This is a genomic window from Blattabacterium cuenoti (genome assembly GCF_014252315.1).
In the GTDB taxonomy this organism is placed as follows: Bacteria; Bacteroidota; Bacteroidia; order Flavobacteriales; family Blattabacteriaceae; genus Blattabacterium; species Blattabacterium cuenoti_AI.
Window position 1 is genome coordinate 523378 of sequence record NZ_CP059216.1, and the last position, 23983, is coordinate 547360.

Below are 23983 nucleotides of genomic sequence, written 5' to 3' on the forward strand. Positions count from 1 at the left end.
AACCATATAGGACTTTCTATTCCTAACAACTCTTATAAAGGATCATTAATGTTTAAAAAAAAACCATTATATGATAGAGATTTAATTGCAAAAAATTCTAATAAAGAAATAAAAAAATATTGCAGATTTATGATGAGTAAAAAACTTTTATACAAAAAACTAAATTTATCAAAACTTATTAAAGATTTAAACAATGGAATTTTTTTTAATTCAAATATTCCTCAAAAATATGGATTAGGAAGTTCTGGTGCTTTAATTTCCTCCATTTATAATAAATATTCAGAAAATAATAAATTATTAGTTAAAAAAAAAAATCTTATTCATTTAAAAAAAATATTTAGCATTATGGAGTCTTTTTTTCATGGAAAAAGTTCAGGTATAGATCCATTAGTTTGTTATATAAAAAAACCAATACTTGTAAAAAGTATAAATAAATTATCAATTATAAATAATAAAAATATACTTCTTAATTTTAAGAAATTTAAAATATTTATAATAGACTCAGAAATTACTAGTGGAACTAAATTAATGTATAAATTTTTTTTTAATAAATTGAAAGAAAAAAAATTTAAAAAAATTATGAAAGAAGAATTTACAATGTATAATAAAACGTGTATAAAATATTTTTTAAAAGGAGAAGAAGATAAATTAATGGAAAATATTAAAAAAATATCTAATTGGACATTTTATAATTTGACACCAATGATTACAAAAAATATTAAAAATATTTGGAAAAATGGAATAAAAAATAATAATTATTATTTAAAATTATGTGGATCTGGAGGTGGTGGTTTTTATATAGGATTTACTAAAAATTATGATTTAATAAAAAATCTAAAAAAAATAAATAAAATTATTTTATAAAATTTTTATCATATTTAGTATGTTTAATAAAAAAAAAATTAGATTAAATCATTATTTATCTTATGCTGGAATAGCTTCAAGAAGAAAATCTGATAAATTAATTCAATCAGGAATAGTTGAAGTTAATAACAAACCAATATATCAATTAGGATATACTATTAATATAGATCATGATGTAGTAAAATTTAATGGGGAAAAAATTGTTATAAAAAATAGAATATATATATTACTAAATAAACCAAAAGGATTTATTACAACAACAAAAGATAAATTTTATAGAAAAACAATAATGGATTTGATTCCAAATTATTATTACAAATACAAATTATTCCCAGTGGGAAGATTAGATTTATCTACAACAGGAATTTTGCTTATTACAAATGATGGTATTTTATCTCAGATGTTAACTCATCCAAAATATCATGTACAAAAAATTTATAAAGTTATTTTAAATAAAACAATTAAAATTCAAGATTTAAATATAATTGAAAAAGGTAATTTATATTTAAAAGAAGGAAGAGTAAGAATAAATTTTATAAAAAGATTAAAAAGAAATGAAATTAAAATAGGATTATGTATAGGATGGAACAGAATTATTAAAAGAATTTTTAATAAATTAAATTATAAAGTAGTTAGATTAGATAGAATTGCTTTTGGTAATCTTTATAAAAAAAATATTAGTGTAGGAGATTTTCGTTTTTTACAAAAAAATGAAATAATGAAAATATGGAAAAATAATGAAAAAAATAAATATTATTAATGGTCCTAATTTAAACTTATTAGGAATAAGAGAAATAGATTTATATGGTAAAATTAATTTTAATGATTATCTTAATGAATTAAGAAAAAAAAATTTATTTAAAAAAATAAATATTGATTATTATCAAAATAATTGTGAAGGTAAAATTATAGATTTTTTACATAAAATAGGATTTGAATCAGATGGAATTATTTTAAATGCTGGTGCATACACTCATACTTCTATAGGAATTTCTGATGCAATTAAATCAATATCAACTCCTGTAATAGAAGTTCATATTTCTAATATTCATTCTAGAGAAAGTTTTAGAAAAAAATCATATATTACTTCTGTATGTAAAGGTACTATTTTTGGATTTGGATTAAAATCTTATGAATTAGGTATTATTAGTTTTTGTTTATAAATTATTTATTTTATTAAAATAAGTTTAGATAACCATTTTTCTAAAATATATATAAATTTTTTTGGATGTTCCATCATAGGAACATGTCCACATCTATCTATCCAATATATATCTGATTTTGGAAGTAATTTATGAAATAATTTTGCTACATGTGGAGGGGTAATATTATCTTGTTTTCCCCATATAATACAAATAGGTTTATTAATTCTACACAAAAACTTAGACATATTACATTTTATTGCACTTCTTGCTATATATAATATTTTAATACTTTTTCTTTTATCATTTACAATACTGTATATATCATCAACCAATTTTTTAGTAGCTATTTTAGGATTATAAAAAACTTCTTGAGATTTTTTTTTAATATATTCATAGTTTTCTCTTTTTGGAAAAGATTCTCCGAAAGATTTTTCGAATAAACCTGAACTTCCAGTTAACACAATAGAATGAACTAAATTTAATCTATATTTTGCTATAATTAAAGCTATATGACCTCCTAAAGAATTTCCTATAAAAGTAGCTTTTTTAATTCCAATATCTGTTAAAAAATTTATTACATATTTTGATAAAGAAAATACATTTGTTGAAAATAAAGGCATATTATAAATAGGTAATAAAGGCATAATAACTTTAAACCCTTTTTTTGGAAAAAAATTTATAAGTGATTCAAAGTTACTTAATCCCCCCATTAATCCATGTAATAATACTAAAGGATGACCATTACCTTTTATTATATGATTTTTTTTTTCTATCATTAAAAATTTTTTTGTATTTCTTCTTTTATTCTTTTTTTAACAATATAATAAGCATTTTTTGCCGCCATTTCCTCTGATTTTTTTTTTGAATATCCTCTACCTTTAGAAAAAATATCAGAATCTAATACTTGAAATTCAGATAAATAAATAATTTTATTTTTTCTTTTTTCTGTTCTTTCAATACAAGTTTTAAAACTTGTAAAAAACTTGTTTTTTTGACACCATTCCATAATCCATACTTTATAGCTAAAAATCTCTTTTTGTAATTTTTTTATATTTATATGATCATGTAATATTTTTTTATATATAAAATTTTTACACCCTTCATTTCCTATTTCTATATATAGAAATCCTATTAATGCCTCAAGTGTGTTTCCTAATACATTATTATTATATATAATAGTTTTATCAGAAAAAATATTATCCATAGATAATTTTTTAGAAATATCATTAAGATTTTTTCTGCACACAATTTTAGACCTTATTTGAGTTAATTCCCCTTCTTTTTTATTTGGTAAATTTTCATATAAAAAATGAGATATTATAGTATTTAATACTGAATCTCCTAAAAATTCTAATCTTTGAAAATTTATAGAATAATTTTTATTTAAATTTCTTTTTCTTGATGAAAAATTATATATAAAAACTTCCTTTAAAAGGTTTATATTTCTAGGTATAAATCCAAGTATTTCATTTATTTTATTAATTAACAAAATATCTCTATTCATTTTATTTATATTATAAAATTATAATTATTATTGTTAAGTAACATTTATTTTTTTAAATAAAATGCAAACGTTATGTCCTCCAAATCCAAAAGTATTACACATACTAATATTAACTTTTTTCTTTAAAGATTTATTTGGAATAAAATTTATTTTTGGATCTATATTTTCATCAACTTTATCCAAATTAATAGTTGGAGGAATAATTCCTCTTGTTAAAGGTAGAATAGTTGCTATACATTCTACAACTCCAGCAGCACCTAATAAATGTCCTGTCATAGATTTTGTAGAATTTATATTTATTTTGTATACATTTTCTTTAAACACTTTTTTAATAGCTTTTATCTCTGCTATATCACCAAGTTTTGTAGATGTTCCATGAGAATTTATATAATCTATATCTTTATATTTAATTTTTGCATCATTTATAGCTGATTTTATCGCTAATATAATTCCTATTCCTTCTGGATGTGGAGCTGTTATATGATATGCATCTCCAGACATACCAACTCCACCTAATTCTGCATATATTTTAGCTCCTCTTTCTTTAGCATGTTTATATTCCTCAAGAACAAGACATCCAGCTCCTTCTCCTAAGACAAATCCATCTCTATCCTTATCAAAAGGACGTGAAGCTGTTTTATATTCCATATTTTTTGTAGATAATGCATTCAATGCATTAAATCCTCCAACTCCACTTTGTGTAATTGCAGCTTCTGATCCTCCTGCTATCATAATATCAGCTTTTCCTAAACAAATTAAATGATAAGCATCTACTATTGCATTAGAAGATGATGCACAAGAAGAAACTGTCGCATAATTAGGTCCATGTAATCCATAATTTATAGATATAAATCCTGCAGTAATATCTATCAACATTTTTGGTATAAAAAAAGGACTAAATCTAGGATAAAAACCATTATTTACATAATTTGTAATAGATTTTTCTAAATTTAATAATCCACCAATTCCAGAAGACCAAATTACACCTATCCTATCTCTTTTCTCTTTAGAAAAATCTATCATACTATTTTTTATAGCTTCTTCAGATGCAATAATTCCATATTGTGCACAAGGATCTAATTTATTTATTTCTTTTTTGCTAAAAAAAATATTTGGATCATAATTCTTTAATTCACAAGCAAATTTAGTTTTATATTTTTTAGTATTAAAATAAGTAATAGGTGCAGATCCACTTTTTCCACTTATAAGAGAAATCCAATAATCTTCAACATTGTTCCCTATAGGAGTAATCGTTCCTATTCCAGTAATAACTACTTTTTTTAAGTTACATTTATGATTATACATCATTAAAATATACAGAAATTTATTGCTAAATATTAGTGTTTTTCTTTTAATAAAGTTTCTATAGCATTAACAGCTTCTCCTACTGTTGTTATTTTTTCTGCTACTTCGTCAGATATATTAATATTAAATTCTTTTTCAAATTCCATGATAAGTTCTACTATATCTAAAGAATCTGCTCCTAGATCGTTAGTAAAACTAGAATTAGGATGTATATTATTTTCTTCTACACTTAATTTGTCTACAATAAGAGCATTGACTCTAGATGCTACGTTAGACATAGTTTTATATTTTTTATTATTACATGCAAAAGTAGTAAACTTTTGTAAATCATATATAGATTTGATTTATCTTACGAATAAAATATAATATTTTTTAATTAAAATTATTATATAATTATATTTTTTTAACAAAAATTATTTAATTATATATAATTTATAATTATTTTTATGTATAATCTATAATTGTGATATTAGTTTCAATAAACTTATTTATATATTTTCCAAGTATATCAAATTCTATATTTACAATATCTCCAATTTTTAAAAATTGGAAATTTGTTTTTATATAAGTATACAAAATAATAGATACACTTACTGTATATTTATTACAGTCATTTACAGTTAAACTAACTCCATTTATAGCAATTGATCCTTTTTTTACAACGTTATTAGATAATTTATTTTTAAATTTTATAATAAATAACCAGCTTCCATTTTTTTTTAAAATATTTATAATTTTAGCTGTTGTATCTATATGTCCTTGTACTATATGCCCCTCTATTCTTCCTTTTAAAAATAAACTTCTTTCTAAATTTACTTTATCTCCAATTTTTAAATAATTTAAATTAGTACAAGATAAAGTTTCTTTAGATGCTGTTACTGAATAATTTTTTTTATAAATATTTACAATTGTTAAACATATTCCATTATGGGATATACTTTGATTTATTTTAATTTTATTATTAAATGGATTAGTAAAAATCATATGAAGATTTTTATTTATATCATAATATAATTTGTATACTTCTGTAACAGATTCTATAATTCCAGTAAACATAATATTTTTTAATCATGAATAAAATTAAAGTAGGATTTACAATAGGATATATAAATGGTATAGGAATGGAAATTTTTCTAAAAGTATATAAAAATAAAAGATTATTAGAAATTTTCACTCCAGTATTGTTTGGATCAATTAATTTATGTAATTATTATAAAAAAAAAATAGAAAAAAATATAAACAATTAATATTTCATAACAAATAAAATTTATAAAAGAATAATAATAAAATTATTTATCACTTTTAAAATTCCAATTGATATATTAATTGTTATTTTTTTATTTATTTTTTTATCTGTAAACGTTAATATACCTTTATCTAAAATAGAAATGAAAAAATCATGATTTTTTAAAATCTGAAAATATCCATATATTCCTGGAGCTTTTAAATTATATATCTCACCTTTATATATAATATTTTTTATATTTAAAATTTTTAACTTCATTTTTTAATTACTTGATCAATAGTACCTTTTAAATTAAAGTTTATTTCTGGTATTTCATCTAATTCTCCATTAATAATCATATTAAATCCCTTAATTGTATCTTCAATGGTGACAAATTCTCCTTTTATTCCTGTAAATTGTTTTGCAACATGAAAAGGTTGAGATAAAAAACGTTGAATTTTTCTTGCTCTATCTACTATTATTTTATCTTCTTCACTCAATTCATCTACTCCTAAAATAGCAATAATATCTTGTAAAGATTCATATTTTTGCAATATATTTTTTACACGGTGAGCACAATTATAATGATCTTCACCAACTATTTCTTTTGATAAAATACCAGAATTGGAATCTAATGGATCTACAGATGGATAAATACCCAAAGAAGCTATTTTTCTTGATAAAACAGTTATTGCATCCAAATGTGAAAATGTAGTAGCTGTAGATGGATCTGTTAAATCATCTGCTGGAACATAAACAGCTTGAACAGATGTAATAGATCCATATTTAGTTGAAGTAATTCTTTCTTGCATAGATCCCATTTCTGATGATAAAGTTGGTTGATATCCAACAGAAGATGGTATTCTTCCTAATAAAGTAGAAATTTCAGATCCAGCTTGAGTAAATCTAAAAATATTGTCTATAAAAAATAAAACATCTTGTCCTTTCTTTTTACTATTAAATTTATCTCTATAATATTCCGCTAATGTTAATCCAGATAAAACTACTCTAGATCTAGCTCCTGGAGGTTCATTCATTTGTCCAAATATAAAAGTTGCTTTTGATTCTTTTAATATTTTTTTATCTACTTTTGATAAATCCCATTTTCCATTTTTCATAGATTCCATAAAATTATTTCCATATTTTATAATTCCAGAATCTAACATTTCTCTTAGTAAATCGTTTCCTTCTCTAGATCTTTCTCCTACTCCAGCAAATACAGATCTTCCTCCATATTTTTTAGCTATATTATTAATTAATTCTTGTATTAAAACTGTTTTTCCCACTCCAGCCCCTCCAAATAATCCAATTTTACCTCCTTTCATATATGGAGAAATTAAATCAATTACTTTAATTCCAGTATATAAAACTTCTGTTTTTGTAGATAAATCTACTAGTAAAGGTGGATCATTATAAATAGATCTTTTTTTATAATTTGTTATATTTCCTAATCCATCTATGCATTTTCCTAAAACATTAAAAATTCTTCCATTTATACAGTCACCTATTGGAACACTAATTGATTCGTTCAATACATTTACTTCTTGTCCTCTTTTTAATCCATCTGTTTCTTCCATAGCAATACATCTTACTTTATTATTACCTATATGTTGTTGTATTTCTAATGTTATTATATCATCAGAATCTATTTTTTTAATTTCTAAAGCTTCATGTATTTTAGGTATTTCAAATCCTTCTTCGAAGGATACATCTACTACTGGACCTATAATTTGAGTAATTTTTCCTTTATTTTCTTTTATTTTATCGTTTTGCATGTTTTTCATATTGAACATTGCAAAATAAATATAATTTTATTTAAATTAAATATTTTAATTATTATTCATTTTAAAATTAAAGTATTAAAAAATAATTAGTTTTGAAAATTTATTCTTTTATTGATGAATTTTATTCTACATATCCATGTATATTTACTATTGGTATTTTTGATGGAGTTCATATAGGACATAAAAAATTAATTCAACATTTGATATTTAAATCAAATAAAAAATATTCTTCAGTTTTACTTACTTTTAATCCACATCCAAAAGAAATATTAAATCCAAATAAAAATTTTTTTTATTTAAACACTTTAAGTGAAAGAATAAATAATATAAAAAAAATTGGACTGGAACATCTTATTATACATCCTTTTACAAGAAAATTTTCAAATTTAACTATAACAGATTTTTTTAAAAAAATTTCTAATTCTAGATTTTGTTTTAAAAAAATTTTATTAGGATATGATTTTAATATAGGAAAAAATAATAATAATTCTTTTAAAATTTTAAAAGAATTATCAAATAATATAGGATTAAAATTATATAAATTAAATCCATATAAAATTGATAATGAAATAATTAGTTCTACTAAAATACGAGAATCTATTACATTAGGTAATTTAGAATGGGCTAATAAAGCGTTAGGTTATTATTATACTTTATTTGGATATGTTACAATAGGTAAAAAAATAGGAAGAACATTAAATTTTCCAACAGCAAATTTAATAATAAATAAAAAAAAATTAATTCCAAAAAATGGAGTATATGCTGTAAAAGTTATATATGAAAATTCTATATATAAAGGAATGATGAATATTGGAACTAATCCAACTGTTGATATTAATAATCACAAAATTAAAATAGAAGTTAATATATTTAATTTCAATAAAAATATATACAATAAAAAAATTAAAATTTTAATTATTAAAATGATTCGTAAAGAATTAAAATTTTTATCTATAAATGAATTAAAAAAACAGATAATTAAAGATAAATCTTTAATAAAACATCTTTTTATAAAAAAAACATTTTTGTAATATTATATGAATGATATGTTTAAAGATTTTCTTTATTCAAAAGAAAATTATAAAAAAAAAATAATATTAGTAACAAAAAATTATTATATTACAAACTTTTTTTATAAAAAATATAAAATTGATTTTTTTATTAAAAAAGGAATGAATATAACATTTTATACTATAAAAACTTTTCTTGAAATAGTTTCTGGATTAAGAATTATTAATCAGTGTAAAACATTATCTATATTACTATTTTTAATAGAAAAAAATAATATTAATAAAAAAAAATTTAAAAATTTTATTAATCTAACACCTAAAATTATAAATGATTTCCAAAATATTGATATTAATTTAATTAATATAGATAAATTTTTTAAATCTATTATTTTAGAAGAAAAAATTAGTAAATGGAGTATAAATAAAAACCTTATATATAATAATAATATTATTTTATGGAAAAAAATTAATAAATATTATAAAATATTTCAAAATTTTTTATTAAAAAAAAATATTGCATATAAAGAATTATTATTTAGAAAAGGCCTTTGTAAATTAAATTATTTTTATCCTAAAAATTTAGGAAAAATTATTTTTTTTATTACAGAAGAAAAAAAATTAAATAATTGGGAAAAAAAATTTGTAGATAAAATACTATTGCATAAAAAAGGATGCATTTATAATATAAATAAAAAAGAAATCATAAAAAATAGATTATATAATAAATATGAAAATAACATACTTGTAAATACTAAAATAAATACTAAAAAATTAAAAATTATAAGCGTTTCAAAAGAAATAGAACAAATTAAAATTGTAGAAGATTTAATACAAAAATTGTTGAAAAAAAATAATAAAATAAAAAAAATTTTATTATTATTAAGTGATATAAATTTATTAATTCCTATAATTGATTCATCTTTTATAAGAAATACAAAATTGAATATATTTTTTAATATTAATTATCCATTAAATATTATTCCTATTAATTACACTTTTATTTCTATATTTCATTTTCTATTAAATAAAGATAAAATTAATAATGTGGGGAACATAAATGTGTTTAATAAAAAAGATATAAAAAAAATATTATTAAACGGATATATAAAAAAATTATTCTTAAAAAAATTTCCCTATGAATTTATATTTAATAATAAATGTTATTCTGAGTTTATTAAAGAAGATGAAATAAAAAAATTTTTATTTAAAAATGATATTTGGATAATACTTAAAACTAAAACAAATAACATTTATGATTTCATAAAAAAATTTTTAAGTTTTATCAGAAAATTTAAAAAAAAATTAATTGTTAAATCTAATAAACATTTTTTAGAAATAAAATTTCTTTCAAAATTAGAATATTATATATACAAAATAAAATTTTTATTTAGAAAAAATAATTTTCTTTACAAAAAAATAAAAGATATATATGATATATATAATTATTTTATAAATACAGAAAACATAAAATTTATTACTAATAACAAATTAAAAAAAAAACAAAAATCAAATGTATTATTATTTATAACTGAATTTAAAAAAACTATCATTAAAAAATTTGATATATCAATTATTACTTCTTTTAACTATAAAACAATTCCTCCTGTAAACAAAAAAAATAATTTTACTATTGTTTCTGACAAAATAAAAAATAAACTAGAAATTGATAATTTCAACAATGAATACTATTTATTACATTTTGCTAGTATATGTAATTTTTCAAACATGACTTATATAATTTATAAAAATTATCCAGATGAAATAAACTCAGGAGAAAAAAGCTATTGTATTAATTATATTATAGCTAATAACATAAATACTAAAATAATAAAAAAAACATTAAATTTTATTCCTAAAAAATACAACAAAAAATTTTTTTCAATAAAAAAAACAAAATCCGTTAATAAAAAATTATACAATTTTGGTATAAATGGAATATCTCCTACTTCTATTCATTTATATAATTATAATCCTATATTATTTTATTATAAAAAAATACTTGGTATAGATATAGAAAAAAAATCTTATAAAAGTATATTAGGAGAAGTAATTCATAAAGTTTTACAAAAATTATATTCTTATTTTGAATCAAACAATTTCATAAATATATATGAAATAAATAAAATGAAAAAAAAAATAAAAAATATTATTAATGATACACTTATTAATTATAATTACAACAAAAATATATATTTAAATAATATTAATTATTCTTTACAAAAATTCTTAATAAAAAATTATATAAATAAATTTATATCTTTAGATAAGAAATTTATTTATAATAAAAATAAAATTTTTATAAAAAATTTAGAATATAAAATATCTATATGTTTAAATACAAAAAAATTAAATAAAATAGTATTACATGGGATTATAGATAGAATAGATAAATATAATGGAATAAATAGAATTATTGATTATAAAACAGGAAAATTAAAAAATAAAAATATGAACGTTTCATTAAATAATATTAAAGATATATTTGAAAATCCAATTAATAAAAATATCATGCAATTACTTTTTTATATATACTTATGGTTTAAATCAGATATAAAAAATAAAAATATGTTAATCTCTGCTTCAATTATATCATTAAATAATAAAAATTTTGTTATACAAACTCCTATAAGTTTTTTTAAAGAAAAAAAAACACAAATTTCCTATCAAGAATATAAAAAAAATTTTTTACCTTTTCTTATGAAAAGAATAACAGAAATTTTATATTCAAAAAAATCAATAATAGAAAAATTATAAAAAATTACAAAATATATTTTTCTATATAATTTCCAACATCTTCGGTACTTAAAAAATTATTATTCTTCATTATATCTTCTGTTACAATACCTTCAGAAATTGATTTTTTTACTGCATATTCTATAGCATTACCTTCTTCTTTCATTCCAAAATAATCCAACATCATTTTAGATGATAATATACTTCCTATAGGATTTGCAATATTTTTACCTTTTGCTTTAGGATAAGATCCATGTATAGGCTCAAATAATAAATTATTGTTTCCTATTGAAGCAGATGGTAATAGCCCTATGGATCCATTTATAACACTAGATTCATCTGATAATATATCTCCAAACATATTATCTGTTAATATAATATCAAATTGATTAGGATTAATTATTATTTGCATAGATGCATTATCTATATACAAAAAATCTAAGTATATATCTGGATAATCTAAACTAATTTTTTTCACAACATCACGCCATAATCTAGAAGTTTCTAATACATTAGATTTATCTACTAAAGTAACTTTTTTTTTTCTAAAAGATGAAGCTTTAAATGCAATTCTAGAAATTCTTTCTATTTCTTTTTTAGAATAAACACAGTAATCATAAGCTTTATCATTATTTCTTCCTTTTTTTCCAAAATATATTCCTCCTGTTAATTCCCTATATATAATAAAATCAACTCCATCTCTTATATTTTTTTTTATAGGAGATGTGTCTAATTCTGGATAAGAAATTATAGGTCGTATATTACAAAATAAATTCATACGTTTCCTTAATTTTAATAAACCATCTTCTGGCTTCATGCCAATTGGATTATTATCATATTTAGGATCTCCTACACACCCAAACAAAACTGCATCTGATTCTAAACAAGTTTTTATAGTATTTTCTGTTATTGGAGAATTAAATTTTTCTATTGATTTTCCTCCTACTAAAAGAATAGTATAATTAAATTTATGTTTGTACTTTTTTCCTATAGCGTTTAATATTTTTATAGTTTGTTTCATTATTTCAGGTCCAACTCCATCACCTTCTATAACAGAAATATTTTTTTTCATATGTAAATAAGTTTTTCTTTCTCAAAAAGAGTTATTTCTTTTTTAAGAGAAATTAAAAATTCTATATCATCATAACCATTTATAAAACAATATTTTTTATATGGATGAATATAAAATTTTTCTATTATATTTGTATTTAATAATATTATATTTTGATTATTTAAATCAACTTTTATTTTTATTTTTGGATTTTTTTTTATTATAAAAAATATATCATTTATAAATGATTCAGATACCTCTATAGGTAATAATCCATTATTTAATGCATTTTCTTTAAAAATATCAGCAAAAGATTTTGATATTAATACTCTAAATCCATAATCAAATATAGACCATGCAGCATGTTCTCTACTAGATCCACATCCAAAATTTTTTCCTACTATAAGAATATTTCCAGAATATATAGAATTATTTAGTATAAATTTTTTTTCTTTTAAACGCCAATCTATAAAAAGATATTTTCCATATTTTTTACAATCAGTTAATTTTAAAAAACGAGATGGTATTATTTGATCTGTGTCAATATTATCTATTATAAGAGGGACTACGGTACTAATTATAGTTTTAAATTTTTTCATAATTTATTATTTTACTTGTATCTATAATTTTTCCTTCTATTGCTATAATTGCAGCAGTCATTGGACTGACTAATAATGTACGAGATTCTATTCCTTGTCTACCTTCATAATTTCTATTAGATGTAGATATACAATATTCTCCAGGAGGTATTTTATCTTCATTCATACCTAAACAAGCAGAACATCCTGGATTACGAAATTCTAATCCTGAATAGATAAATATTTTATCTAATCCTTCTTTTTTTGCTTTTTTGATAACTCTATTTGACCCAGGAACTATTATTGCTTTTACATGACTCGCTTTTTTTTTACCTCTAACTATAGAAGCAACAATTCTCAAATCTTCTATCCTGGAATTAGTACAACTACCGATAAAAACATATTTTATAGTTTTTCCTATTAAAGACATTTTTGGTTTAAATCCCATATAATTTATAGATTTTATCCAATTTTTATCTTTTTCATAATTAGGTATAATTGGGTTGTTTATTTTTACAGACATTCCTGGATTAGTTCCATATGTAATCATTGGATCAATTTCTTCGGCTTTTAGAAAAAATTCTTTATCAAATATTTTATTTTCATCTGTTTTTAGTGTTTTCCAATATTCTACTATTTTTTTTTGATTTTTTTTTATAAATTTCATACCATATTTACTTTTTTTTATATAATCTATAGTAGTTTTATCTGGAGAAATTAATCCACATTTTGCTCCCATTTCAATACTCATATTGCAAATTGTCATTCTTTCTTCCATACTCATATTTTTAAATACAGTCCCTGTATATTCTATAACATAACCATTTCCAACATTAACTCCCAATTTTGAAATAATATGTAGTATTACGTCTTTTGACGTTACTCCTTTTTTCAAATTACCATTTAAACATATTTTCATTTGTTTCGGTTTGTATAGTAATAAACATTGACTAGCCATAACCATGGCTACTTGACTTGTTCCAATTCCAAAAGCTATACAACCAAAAGCTCCATGAGTAGAAGTGTGACTGTCTCCACAAACAATTGTCATTCCAGGAAGTGTATATCCTAATTCAGGTCCAATTACATGAACTATTCCATTATTTTTGTGACCTAAATCATATAACTTATTAATGTTAAATATTTTACAATTATTTTTTAATAATTTTATTTGTTTTCTGGATAATGGATCTATTTTTTCTAAATCTTGATTAATTGTAGGAACATTATGATCAGTTGTAGCTACAATTTTTTTTGGTCTAAATACAGAAATTTTTCTTTTTTTTAATTCAGAAAAAGCTTGAGGACTTGTTACTTCATGTATATAATGTAAATCAACATATAAAACATTTATATTATCATATAATTTTTTTATTATATGAGAATCCCATATTTTATCAAATAAAGATTTTGAATTTTTACTATGTAACATTATTTATTAATATTAAACAATTTTAATTGTTCCATTATGTTGGTTTAAATTAGATTTTTTTAATATTGTTTTTAATTCTTCATTGTTAATTTCTTTTTTTTTGTCAGCATATTCTATAAATTTAGAGTAAACTAAATCTAAAGAATCTTTATTTAAAAAACATCCTAATTGTTGATAACGATAATTTAATGCTGCTCTACCACTTCTAGCTGTTAATATAATAGAAGAATTATTAACACCAACTTCTTTAGGATCAATACTTTCATATGTTTCTTTTTTTTTAATAACTCCATCTTGATGTATTCCTGATGAATGAGAAAAAGCATTAATTCCAACTATAGCTTTATTTGCAGGAATTATCATACCTGTATGTTTAGATACTAAATTACTTATATATGAAATAAGTTTTGTATTAACATTAGTAATTAAATTTAATTTTTTATTTTGTTTTATAATCATTACTATTTCTTCTAAAGAAGTATTTCCAGCTCTTTCTCCAATTCCATTTACAGTACATTCTACTTGTTGTGCTCCATTAATTATACCATAAAGAGAATTAGCTGTAGCTAGTCCTAAATCATCATGACAATGAGTTGATAATATAATTTTATGTATTCCCTTAACATTTTCCATTAAAAAACGAATTTTTTTACCATATTGTTCTGGTAAACAAGATCCTGTAGTATCAGCTATATTTATAACTGTAGCGCCATATTTTATTACTTTTTCACAAATTTTTGCTAAAAATTCATTTTTTGTACGTCCAGCATCTTCTGCATAAAATTCTACATCTTCTACAAATTTTTTAGCATATTTTACTGCATTTATAGCTAAATCCATAATTTTTTCTGGAGTACTATTAAATTTATAACGTATATGACAATCAGAAGTGCCAATTCCAGTATGTATTCTTGGTTTTTTTGCAAATTTTATAGATTCTCCTGCTACTTCAATATCTTTTTTTACTGCTCTAGACAATGCACATACTATAGTATTAGAAATAGTTTTTGAAATATATTGAACAGATTTATAGTCTCCAGGACTTGATATAGGAAATCCAGCTTCAATAACATCTACACCTAGATATTCTAAATTCTTTGCTATGTCTAATTTTTGTTTAGTATTTAATTTACATCCTGGAACTTGTTCTCCATCTCTTAATGATGTATCAAAAATATGAATTTTTTTTCCCCTCATAGTAATAGTATCTTCATTTAAATAATATTCAAATCTATTTCTTATGATAAAAAAATTGAAATAAATTATTATAATACTTACAATATCTAAATTATAATAACTTATATATACATATCTATTAATCAACATTAACATTATAATTAAATTACAATGTCTAATTATAAAAAAAATTGTTTAGATCATTTGTTTTTATTAGTTAAAACTTTATCTAAATCTGAAAAAAGAAATTTTATAATTTATGTAAATCGTATTAAAAAAAATCAAAATTATAAATATTTAGAATTATTTGAAATAATTAATAAAATGGATAATTATAATGAAAAAAAAATTCTAGATAAAACTACTATAAGTAAAAAACAATTATCTAATGTAAAATCTAATTTATATAAACAAATATTAATTAGTCTTAAAATACAACATACTAAAAACAATTATGATATCAAAATACGTGAATATATAGATTTTTCTAAAATATTGTATAATAAAGGATTATATATACAAAGTTTAAAACTTTTGGAAAAAGCTAAAATTATTGCTAAATATTATGAATATAATACAATTCTCTTAGAGATAATAGAATTTGAAAAAATGATAGAATCTCAACATATAACTAGAAGTATATGCTCTAAATCTAGAGAATTATCTACTGATTCTAAAGAATTAATTAATAAAATTAAATATACTAATACATTGTCTAATTTATCTTTAGAATTATATGGATTATATTTAAAAGTAGGATATGTAAGAAATGAAAAGGATAAAATATTCATAGAAACTTATTTTAGAGCTAATATTACTGTATTTAATATAGATAATCTATGTTTTTATGAAAAATTATTTTTATATCAAGCTAAAGTTTGGTATTATTATATACAACAAAATTTTATAATGTGTTATAAAATATCTTATAAATGGGTTAAGTTATTTCATAATTATAAAAAAAAGAAAAAGTTAAATTCTATTAGTTATTTAAAAGGATATCATTATTTATTAGATTCTTTATTTTATTTAAATCATTATTATGAATTTTCATCTACGTTAAAACAATTTGAAAAAGAAATAAAGAATAATAAAATACTTACAAATGAAAATACTTATATATTGATTTTTATTTATACATATACAAATCGTATTAATAAACATTATATGGAAGGTACTTTTTCAAAAGGAATAAAAACTGTAATTCCATCATTATTTGATAAATTTAAAAAAATATATAATAGAATGGATCATCATTATATAATGATTTTATACTATAAAATTGCATGTTTATATTTTGGAAGTGGAGATAATAAAAATACTATATTATATTTACTAAAAATTATAGAAAATAAAAAAAAAGATTTAAGACAAGATTTACAATGTTTTGCTCGTTTATTACATTTAATTGCTTGTTATGAAAGTGGATTAGATGAAAATTTAGATCAAAAAATTAAATCTACCTATAAATTTTTTATACAAATGGACGATTGGTATATTGTGCAAAAAGAAATAATTTTATTTTTTAAAAATTTGGGAAAATTTTATCCTAATCAAATAAAAGAACAATTTAAAAAATTAAGAGATAAATTAATTAAATATAATAATCATCCATATGAAAAAAGAACCTTCTTATATTTAGATATCATATCTTGGTTATCAGCAAAAATAGAAAACAAGTCAGTTGAATCAATTGTAAGAGAAAGATTCTTAAATAAATTTAAATAATTATTTAAACATTCATCTTTTAATATGAAAAGATGTTTGAATAATAAGAATTGTAATATACGATATCACAAAATTCATAAAATTTTGAAAAATATTTTTTGATTTACTATTAGGTTTTATTAAGTAAAAGAAAAATGAAATACTAAAAATAAGTTTTATTGTTTCTAATATTATATAAGTAACAATAAAAAAACTACTATTATTACTACTTATACTAAGAAAGTATGAACACAAAAAAAAAATAGACTACTTAAAGGAAGTAGAAACATATACATTTTTATTGCAAAATTAGCATACTTTTTCAAAAATATTGAATTGAACAATATGTGAACAAATCCAAATGCAAATATAGAAATATTATATATTATAATTTTTTTTATCATTTTTGATTTAATTTTTATTAATTTTTAATTTAATTTTTTTTTTTTTAAATATGAAAAACATTATAGAAGAATTATCATGGAGAAATTTAATTCAAGATAAAGTTCCTGGATTAAAAAAAAGATTAAATAAACCTATAACTATTTATATTGGATTTGATCCAAGTTCTTCATCTCTTCATATAGGAAATATTGTTCCAATTATTATATTAATTCATTTTAAAAAATTCGGTCATAATTCAATAGCATTAGTTGGTGGAGCTACAGGTTTTATAGGAGATCCATCTGAAAGACATAAAAAAAGGGAAATTATAAATGAAAACATTTTAAAAAAAAATACAATATCTATAGAAACCCAAATATATAAACTTTTTAGTTATTTTTCAGAAAAAATAGAATTATTAAACAATTTTGATTGGATAAAAAATATATATTTTATAGATTTTATAAAAAATATAGGAATACATTTTTCTGTAAATTATTTGATATCAAAAAAATCTATGGAAAAAAGAATAAAAAAAGGAATTTATTTCAATGAATTTTCTTATCCACTTATTCAAGGATATGATTTTCTTTATTTAAATAAAGAAAAAAATTGTCAATTGCAAGTAGGTGGATCAGATCAATGGGGAAATATAACAATAGGAATAGAACTAATAAAAAAGAAAACTAAAAAAAAAGCATATGGATTAACTTTTCCTTTAATAACAAATTCTAATGGTATAAAATTTGGTAAAAGTAATAATGAAAAAGAAAATATATGGTTAAATGAAAAAAAAACATCTCCATATAAATTTTATCAATTTTGGATAAATTTATCTGATTTAGAAGTAAAAAAATATATAAAAATATATACATTTTTATCTAAAAAGGAAATAAATTCATTAATTGTAAAACATGAAAAATATCCTAATAAAAGATTATTACAAAAAAAATTAGCTTGTTATATGACTAAATGGATTCATGGAGATAAAAAATATCAAATGATAGTTAATATTACTTCTACATTATTTAATAAAGATCATAAAATTCTTTCTTTATTAAAAGAAAAAGACTATATGTTTATATATAAAAATATTCCACATTCACATATTTCAAAAAAAAAAATTGAAAAGGGAATTTTACTATCAGATCTTATGAAAGAAATTGGATTTTTTTCCTCTAAATCTAGAGCTAATCATGCTATAAAAACAAAATCAATATATATTAACAAAATTATAACAAAAGAAAATATTACTATTAATAAAAAAAATTTAATAAACAAAAAATATATATTATTTCAATTTGGAAAAAAAAATTTTTTTATTTTAATGACTAAATAAATTCAATATCCAAACATTTTTAATCTTTTATAATCATTATACCATTTTTTAAATATTTTTATATATATATTCAATTTTATTTCCTTATCAAAAAAATTTTTTATACTATTTTCAGAATAATATTTTAATCTATAAATAGACTTACCTAATTTACCTATTAAAATATTTTTTTGAGAATTTCTTTCAACAAAAATAAATGAAGTTATATATATACAATTTTTTTTTTCATTAAAAATTTCTGTTTCTACTTCTGTTATATAAGGAATTTCTTTTTTGTATAATAAAAAAATTTTTTCTCTAATTATTTCATTTACAAAAAATCGTTTAGGTTTATCCGTTAAAAATTCTTTTGGATAAAAAGGTGGATGTTCAGGTAACAATTTTTGTATTTTTTCTATTAAAATATTTTTATTTATATCTTTTAAAGCAGATATAGATATTATATCAGTTTTATCTAAAATATTTTTCCAATATTTTATAGTTTTATTATAAATATTTTTTTCTTTTATTGAAACAATTTTATCTATTTTATTTATTACTATAATAATAGGAATATTTTTTTCTTTTATTATATTAAATAAATATGATTTTTTTTGAAATTTTCCTATTTCAGTAATTAACAATATGATATCTACATCTTTTAATGATTTTTTAACATATTGTATCATTCTATTTTGTAATATATTTTGACCATGTTCTATAAATCCAGGAGTATCACAAAAAATCATTTGATAACCAGGTTTATTTAAAATACCTATAATATTATGACGAGTAGTTTGAGGTTTATATGTAGTAATAGACAATTTTTTATCTAAAATAGAATTCATTAATGTAGATTTTCCTACATTAGCCTTTCCTACTATACTAACAAATCCAGATTTATGTATCAACTAAATTAGTTATTTAATGTTTTTGTAATTTTTATCATATAATTTTCTAAAAACAATTCCCTTTTCTTTAAAAAAATCTATTAATATATTTTGATTATTATGAATATTTCCTTTTAACATTTCTTTAGATAAATTATTTAATATATCTTGTTGAATAACTCTATTTAATGGTCTAGCTCCAAAATGGAAATCATATCCTTTTTCTGATAAAAATTCTATTGTTTCTTTTGTTAATTCTATATGTATTTTTTTATATAAAAGTAAATTTTTTAATTTTTTCATTTGTAATTTTACTATATCTCTAATTTCTTTTTTAGTAAGTGGTTTAAATAAAATAATTTCATCAATTCTATTTATAAACTCTGGTCTAACTAAACTTTTTAATAACTTTATTAAAGTTTTTTTTGTTATTTCCATTTTATTATAAGAAATATCATCTTGATCTTGATATAAGTTTTCATAAATAATATCTGATCCTATATTAGATGTCATTATAATAATTGTATTTGTAAAATTAACAGTTCTTCCTTTGTTATCTGTTAATCTTCCATCATCTAATACTTGCAGTAATAAATTAAATATATCAGAATGAGCTTTTTCTATTTCATCTAATAATATAACACTATAAGGATGTCTTCGTATTATTTCTGTTAATTGACCACTTTCGTCATATCCAATGTATCCAGGTGGTGCTCCTATTAATCTACTTATAGAATGACGTTCCTGATATTCACTCATATCTATACGTACCATATTATTCTCATCATCAAATAAATATTCCGTTATAGCTTTAGCTAATTCTGTTTTTCCTATTCCAGTACTTCCCATAAAAAGAAATGAACCAATTGGTCTTTTAAAATCTTGTAATCCAGATCTAGATCTTCTTATAGCATTTGAAATTGATTGTATCGCATGATCTTGACCAATAACTCTTTTATGTAATTCTTTTTCTAAAGATAATAATTTTTTTCTTTCACTTTGAAGCATCTTAGTTACAGGAATTCCTGTCCATTTAGAAACTATTTGAGCAATATCTTCTTTAGACACTTCTTCTCTTATCATTTTTTTTCCTTTATATTCTTGCTTTTTTAATTCTTTTTCAAAATATTTAATTTTATTTTCTTCTTCTTTAATTTTTCCATATCTTAGTTCTGCAACTCTACCATAATTTCCAGATCTTTCTGCTTGTTCAGATTCAAATTTGAAATTTTCTATTTTATCTTTAGATTTTTGTATTCCATCTACTAAATCTTTTTCACTTTGCCATTGGGAATATAATTCTAATTTTTTTTTAGTCAACATAGATAATTTTTTTTTCAATGGAATCAATTGTTGTTCATCTTTTTCTCTTTTTAATGCCTCTATTTGTATTTCCATATGCATAATCTTACGATGTAAGATATCTAATTTTTCTGGTCTTGAATTAATTTCCATTCTTAATTTAGAAGCAGCCTCATCAATCAAATCAATTGCTTTATCAGGAAGAAATCTATCATTAATATATCGTTTAGATAATTCTACTGAAGCTATTATAGATTCATCTTTAATTTTAACTTTATGATGACTTTCATATCTATCTTTAATTCCTCTTAATATAGATATTGCATCGCCTATTGATGGTTCATCAACATATACTTGTTGAAATCTTCTTTCTAAGGCTTTATCTTTCATAAAATACTTTTGATATTCATTCAATGTAGTAGATCCTATTGCTCTCAATTCTCCTTTTGCTAAAACAGGTTTCAATATATTAGCTGCATCCATAGATCCATCTCCACCTCCTGCTCCTACTAAAGTATGAATTTCATCTATAAATAATATAATATTTCCATTTGAATTAGTTACTTCTTTTATCACAGATTTAAGTCTTTCTTCGAATTCTCCTTTGTATTTTGCACCAGCAATTAAAGAAGCCATATCTAAAGAATATACTTTTTTATCTTTTAAATTATCTGGAATATCTCTATTAATAATTCTATATGCTAATCCTTCTGCAATAGCTGTTTTTCCTACACCTGGTTCTCCTATCAAAATAGGATTATTTTTTGTTCTTCTAGAAAGAATTTGCAATACTCTTCGTATTTCTTCATCTCTTCCAATTACTGGATCTAATTTTCCTTTTAATGTTAAATCATTTAAATTTTTAGCATATTTATCCAAAGTTTTATAAGAAAAATTTATGTTTACATTTTTTTCTCTAACATTTTCAATTGCTATTTTTATATCTTTTTCTGTAATTCCTTGATTCTTTAATAACTGTGACGTTTTATCAGAAGTCATAAAAATTCCATATAAAATATGTTCAACAGATATAAATTTATCTTTTAATAAATTAGTATAATTTTCAGCTATATTAAGCATTGTTGCTACATTTGAGCTAAAATATTGATTAATAGATTCATCATTAATTATTTTAGAATAAGAAGATATAATACGATCTAATCCAATTTTAATTAAATATGTATTAATTCCTAATTTTTTAATTATAATAGGAATTATATTTTTCTCAATACTTAACATTGATTTTAAAATATGAGCATTTTCAATAGATTGTTGTCTTTCATTAAATGCTATATTTTGTGCTTCTTGTATAATTTCCTTAGACTTTATTGTAAACTTATTAAAATTCATAATAATAAAATTGTTCATTCTACTCTAAATGACCAATTAAGTATTAAAATAAACAATATAAATATAAAAAAATTTTTATGATTAAAGCAAGTTTTGAAACTTATATTTAATTTCGTTTTTTATGATAAAAAAAGAAGAAATTAAAAATTTATCGGAGAAAATTCGTAAAATAAAAGAATCGTTAAAAATAGATGAATTAAAAAAAAATATTAATGAAAAACAAAAAAAAATATCTGATCATAACTTTTGGAAAAACCAAAATAACAAAAAAAAATCAATGGATATAATAAAAGATATTCATGATATGAAAAAACATATTAAAGATTTTTCAAAAATTGAAAATGAGTTTGAAGAATTAAAAGTCATTTATTCTTTTTATAAAGAAGAAAATATAAAAAAAGAATTTATTAAACAATTGAATATACTCAATAAGTTAATATTATCAATAGAATTAAATAATTTGTTTACAGAAAAAGAAGATTCTTTAAATGCTATTTTACAAATTTCTTCTGGAGCAGGAGGAACAGAAAGTTGTGATTGGACTTCTATGTTAATGAGAATGTATTTTATGTGGGCAGAAAAAAATAATTTTTCAATAAAAAAAATACACTATTTACCAGGAGATATAACTGGAACAAAATCTGTTATATTAAAAGTAAATGGAAAAAATGTATTTGGATATTTAAAAGGAGAAAATGGTGTTCATAGATTAGTAAGAATATCTCCATTTGACAATAATTCAAAAAGACATACTTCATTTTCATCTGTATATGTACATCCAGTTGTAAATAATAAAATTAATATAAAAATAAAAAATTCAGAAATTCAATGGGAAACATTTAGATCTAGTGGTGCTGGGGGCCAAAATGTTAATAAAGTAGAAACTGGAGTTAGATTACGTCATATTCCTACAGGAATTGTAATAGAAAATACTGAATCTAGATCTCAAATACAAAATAAACAAAAAGCTTTATATATTTTAAAATCTAAATTATTAGAAATGGAAATAAAAACAATAAATAAAAAAAAAGAAGAAATAAAATCTGAAAAAAAGAAAATAGAATGGGGATCTCAAATACGTAATTATATTATGCATCCTTATAAATTAGTAAAAGATTTAAGAACAAATTATGAAACTACAGATATTCAATCTGTAATGAACGGTGAAATAAACGTATTTTTGAAAAAATTTCTAATATCAAAAAATAATAAAAAAAAATAATTT

General features: G+C 20.3%; 22 protein-coding genes. 9 read left to right on the forward strand and 13 right to left on the reverse strand.

The genetic code is table 11. The annotated features are described in order from the left end of the window. Positions 1 to 48: 48 nt before the first annotated feature. From H0H39_RS02585 to H0H39_RS02595, 3 genes are read left to right on the forward strand one after another with little or no spacing between them, the layout of a single operon-like run. Positions 49 to 864 carry a GHMP family kinase ATP-binding protein gene (locus H0H39_RS02585; RefSeq protein WP_238785642.1) on the forward strand — a complete coding sequence of 272 codons (816 nt, stop codon included), beginning with the start codon at positions 49 to 51 and terminating at the stop codon, positions 862 to 864. Between the two features lie 19 nt (positions 865 to 883). Further along, positions 884 to 1624 (forward strand): pseudouridine synthase, encoded by a 741-nt coding sequence (locus tag H0H39_RS02590; RefSeq protein ID WP_185877322.1) that lies wholly within the window; start codon positions 884 to 886, stop codon positions 1622 to 1624. Beyond that, positions 1602 to 2027: a type II 3-dehydroquinate dehydratase gene (locus tag H0H39_RS02595; RefSeq protein WP_185877323.1), complete on the forward strand. Its 426-nt coding sequence runs from the start codon at positions 1602 to 1604 to the stop codon at positions 2025 to 2027. Before H0H39_RS02590 ends, H0H39_RS02595 begins: the two co-directional genes overlap by 23 nt. Positions 2028 to 2032: 5 nt before the next feature. Here H0H39_RS02595 and H0H39_RS02600 read toward each other — a convergent pair whose 3' ends face one another. From H0H39_RS02600 to H0H39_RS02620, 5 genes are all read right to left on the reverse strand, one after another. Continuing rightward, positions 2033 to 2785: an alpha/beta fold hydrolase gene (locus H0H39_RS02600; RefSeq protein ID WP_185877324.1), complete on the reverse strand. Its 753-nt coding sequence runs from the start codon at positions 2783 to 2785 to the stop codon at positions 2033 to 2035. Continuing rightward, positions 2785 to 3513, reverse strand: a complete 729-nt coding sequence (locus H0H39_RS02605; protein ID WP_185877325.1) for a ribonuclease III family protein — start codon at positions 3511 to 3513, stop codon at positions 2785 to 2787. The genes H0H39_RS02600 and H0H39_RS02605 overlap by 1 nt, the downstream gene beginning before the upstream one ends. Positions 3514 to 3546: 33 nt before the next feature. After that, positions 3547 to 4821, reverse strand: coding sequence for a beta-ketoacyl-ACP synthase II (gene fabF / locus H0H39_RS02610; protein ID WP_238785643.1), 1275 nt, complete (start codon positions 4819 to 4821; stop codon positions 3547 to 3549). A 29-nt stretch (positions 4822 to 4850) separates the two neighbouring features. Next, the gene (locus H0H39_RS02615) at positions 4851 to 5096 is read right to left on the reverse strand and encodes an acyl carrier protein (RefSeq protein WP_185877326.1); all 246 of its coding nucleotides are present in this window, start codon (positions 5094 to 5096) and stop codon (positions 4851 to 4853) included. A 166-nt stretch (positions 5097 to 5262) separates the two neighbouring features. After that, positions 5263 to 5874, reverse strand: a complete 612-nt coding sequence (locus tag H0H39_RS02620) for a riboflavin synthase (RefSeq protein ID WP_185877327.1) — start codon at positions 5872 to 5874, stop codon at positions 5263 to 5265. Between the two features lie 14 nt (positions 5875 to 5888). Between H0H39_RS02620 and H0H39_RS02625 the strand changes: the two genes are divergently transcribed. Further along, positions 5889 to 6065, forward strand: a complete 177-nt coding sequence (locus H0H39_RS02625) for a hypothetical protein (RefSeq protein ID WP_185877328.1) — start codon at positions 5889 to 5891, stop codon at positions 6063 to 6065. A 20-nt stretch (positions 6066 to 6085) separates the two neighbouring features. Here the strand turns inward: H0H39_RS02625 and H0H39_RS02630 are convergent, their stop codons facing one another. Further along, a complete protein-coding gene (locus H0H39_RS02630; RefSeq protein ID WP_185877329.1) occupies positions 6086 to 6322 on the reverse strand; it encodes a F0F1 ATP synthase subunit epsilon in 237 nt (78 codons plus the stop codon). Continuing rightward, complete coding sequence (gene atpD, locus H0H39_RS02635; RefSeq protein WP_185877656.1) at positions 6319 to 7818, reverse strand: F0F1 ATP synthase subunit beta; 1500 nt, start codon at positions 7816 to 7818, stop codon at positions 6319 to 6321. The genes H0H39_RS02630 and atpD overlap by 4 nt, the downstream gene beginning before the upstream one ends. A 101-nt stretch (positions 7819 to 7919) precedes the next feature. Between atpD and H0H39_RS02640 the strand changes: the two genes are divergently transcribed. Next, entirely contained in the window at positions 7920 to 8858 is a 939-nt protein-coding gene (locus tag H0H39_RS02640; RefSeq protein ID WP_185877330.1) for a bifunctional riboflavin kinase/FAD synthetase, read from the forward strand. 6 nt (positions 8859 to 8864) lie between these two features. Then, positions 8865 to 11591 carry a PD-(D/E)XK nuclease family protein gene (locus H0H39_RS02645; RefSeq protein ID WP_185877331.1) on the forward strand — a complete coding sequence of 909 codons (2727 nt, stop codon included), beginning with the start codon at positions 8865 to 8867 and terminating at the stop codon, positions 11589 to 11591. A 4-nt stretch (positions 11592 to 11595) separates the two neighbouring features. Here H0H39_RS02645 and leuB read toward each other — a convergent pair whose 3' ends face one another. The 4 genes from leuB to H0H39_RS02665 are packed head-to-tail and all read right to left on the reverse strand — an operon-like array spanning position 11596 to position 15828. Beyond that, positions 11596 to 12642, reverse strand: a complete 1047-nt coding sequence (gene leuB / locus H0H39_RS02650) for a 3-isopropylmalate dehydrogenase (RefSeq protein WP_185877332.1) — start codon at positions 12640 to 12642, stop codon at positions 11596 to 11598. Continuing rightward, entirely contained in the window at positions 12639 to 13220 is a 582-nt protein-coding gene (leuD, locus tag H0H39_RS02655) for a 3-isopropylmalate dehydratase small subunit (RefSeq protein WP_185877333.1), read from the reverse strand. The genes leuB and leuD overlap by 4 nt, the downstream gene beginning before the upstream one ends. Then, positions 13207 to 14631 (reverse strand): 3-isopropylmalate dehydratase large subunit, encoded by a 1425-nt coding sequence (gene leuC / locus H0H39_RS02660; RefSeq protein ID WP_185877334.1) that lies wholly within the window; start codon positions 14629 to 14631, stop codon positions 13207 to 13209. The genes leuD and leuC overlap by 14 nt, the downstream gene beginning before the upstream one ends. 12 nt (positions 14632 to 14643) lie before the next feature. Further along, positions 14644 to 15828, reverse strand: a complete 1185-nt coding sequence (locus tag H0H39_RS02665; protein ID WP_185877657.1) for a 2-isopropylmalate synthase — start codon at positions 15826 to 15828, stop codon at positions 14644 to 14646. A 150-nt stretch (positions 15829 to 15978) separates the two neighbouring features. Here H0H39_RS02665 and H0H39_RS02670 point away from each other — a divergent pair, with 150 nt between their 5' ends. Continuing rightward, entirely contained in the window at positions 15979 to 17535 is a 1557-nt protein-coding gene (locus H0H39_RS02670; protein ID WP_185877335.1) for a hypothetical protein, read from the forward strand. A gap of 433 nt (positions 17536 to 17968) precedes the next feature. Then, positions 17969 to 19237 (forward strand): tyrosine--tRNA ligase, encoded by a 1269-nt coding sequence (tyrS, locus tag H0H39_RS02675; RefSeq protein ID WP_185877336.1) that lies wholly within the window; start codon positions 17969 to 17971, stop codon positions 19235 to 19237. A gap of 2 nt (positions 19238 to 19239) precedes the next feature. Here tyrS and era read toward each other — a convergent pair whose 3' ends face one another. Together era and H0H39_RS02685 are read right to left on the reverse strand one after the other, a co-directional pair. Then, positions 19240 to 20127: a GTPase Era gene (gene era, locus H0H39_RS02680; RefSeq protein ID WP_185877337.1), complete on the reverse strand. Its 888-nt coding sequence runs from the start codon at positions 20125 to 20127 to the stop codon at positions 19240 to 19242. A 9-nt stretch (positions 20128 to 20136) separates the two neighbouring features. After that, positions 20137 to 22758 (reverse strand): ATP-dependent Clp protease ATP-binding subunit, encoded by a 2622-nt coding sequence (locus tag H0H39_RS02685; RefSeq protein ID WP_185877338.1) that lies wholly within the window; start codon positions 22756 to 22758, stop codon positions 20137 to 20139. 121 nt (positions 22759 to 22879) lie between these two features. On the opposite strand from H0H39_RS02685, the gene prfB reads away from it, so the two are divergent. Beyond that, complete coding sequence (gene prfB / locus H0H39_RS02690; protein ID WP_185877339.1) at positions 22880 to 23980, forward strand: peptide chain release factor 2; 1101 nt, start codon at positions 22880 to 22882, stop codon at positions 23978 to 23980. The last annotated feature ends 3 nt before the right edge of the window (positions 23981 to 23983 follow it).

Excerpts from the sequence above, each read along its gene's own strand:
- H0H39_RS02585 (WP_238785642.1), top strand. The coding sequence starts at position 49 with ATGTTTAAAAAAAAACCATTATATGATAGAGATTTAATTGCAAAAAAT.
- H0H39_RS02590 (WP_185877322.1), top strand. The coding sequence starts at position 884 with ATGTTTAATAAAAAAAAAATTAGATTAAATCATTATTTATCTTATGCT.
- H0H39_RS02595 (WP_185877323.1), top strand. The coding sequence starts at position 1,602 with ATGAAAAAAATAAATATTATTAATGGTCCTAATTTAAACTTATTAGGA.
- H0H39_RS02600 (WP_185877324.1), bottom strand. The coding sequence starts at position 2,785 with ATGATAGAAAAAAAAAATCATATAATAAAAGGTAATGGTCATCCTTTA.
- H0H39_RS02605 (WP_185877325.1), bottom strand. The coding sequence starts at position 3,513 with ATGAATAGAGATATTTTGTTAATTAATAAAATAAATGAAATACTTGGA.
- fabF (WP_238785643.1), bottom strand. The coding sequence starts at position 4,821 with ATGATGTATAATCATAAATGTAACTTAAAAAAAGTAGTTATTACTGGA.
- H0H39_RS02615 (WP_185877326.1), bottom strand. The coding sequence starts at position 5,096 with ATGTCTAACGTAGCATCTAGAGTCAATGCTCTTATTGTAGACAAATTA.
- H0H39_RS02620 (WP_185877327.1), bottom strand. The coding sequence starts at position 5,874 with ATGTTTACTGGAATTATAGAATCTGTTACAGAAGTATACAAATTATAT.
- H0H39_RS02625 (WP_185877328.1), top strand. The coding sequence starts at position 5,889 with ATGAATAAAATTAAAGTAGGATTTACAATAGGATATATAAATGGTATA.
- H0H39_RS02630 (WP_185877329.1), bottom strand. The coding sequence starts at position 6,322 with ATGAAGTTAAAAATTTTAAATATAAAAAATATTATATATAAAGGTGAG.
- atpD (WP_185877656.1), bottom strand. The coding sequence starts at position 7,818 with ATGCAAAACGATAAAATAAAAGAAAATAAAGGAAAAATTACTCAAATT.
- H0H39_RS02645 (WP_185877331.1), top strand. The coding sequence starts at position 8,865 with ATGAATGATATGTTTAAAGATTTTCTTTATTCAAAAGAAAATTATAAA.
- leuB (WP_185877332.1), bottom strand. The coding sequence starts at position 12,642 with ATGAAAAAAAATATTTCTGTTATAGAAGGTGATGGAGTTGGACCTGAA.
- leuD (WP_185877333.1), bottom strand. The coding sequence starts at position 13,220 with ATGAAAAAATTTAAAACTATAATTAGTACCGTAGTCCCTCTTATAATA.
- leuC (WP_185877334.1), bottom strand. The coding sequence starts at position 14,631 with ATGTTACATAGTAAAAATTCAAAATCTTTATTTGATAAAATATGGGAT.
- H0H39_RS02665 (WP_185877657.1), bottom strand. The coding sequence starts at position 15,828 with ATGAGGGGAAAAAAAATTCATATTTTTGATACATCATTAAGAGATGGA.
- H0H39_RS02670 (WP_185877335.1), top strand. The coding sequence starts at position 15,979 with ATGTCTAATTATAAAAAAAATTGTTTAGATCATTTGTTTTTATTAGTT.
- tyrS (WP_185877336.1), top strand. The coding sequence starts at position 17,969 with ATGAAAAACATTATAGAAGAATTATCATGGAGAAATTTAATTCAAGAT.
- H0H39_RS02685 (WP_185877338.1), bottom strand. The coding sequence starts at position 22,758 with ATGAATTTTAATAAGTTTACAATAAAGTCTAAGGAAATTATACAAGAA.
- prfB (WP_185877339.1), top strand. The coding sequence starts at position 22,880 with ATGATAAAAAAAGAAGAAATTAAAAATTTATCGGAGAAAATTCGTAAA.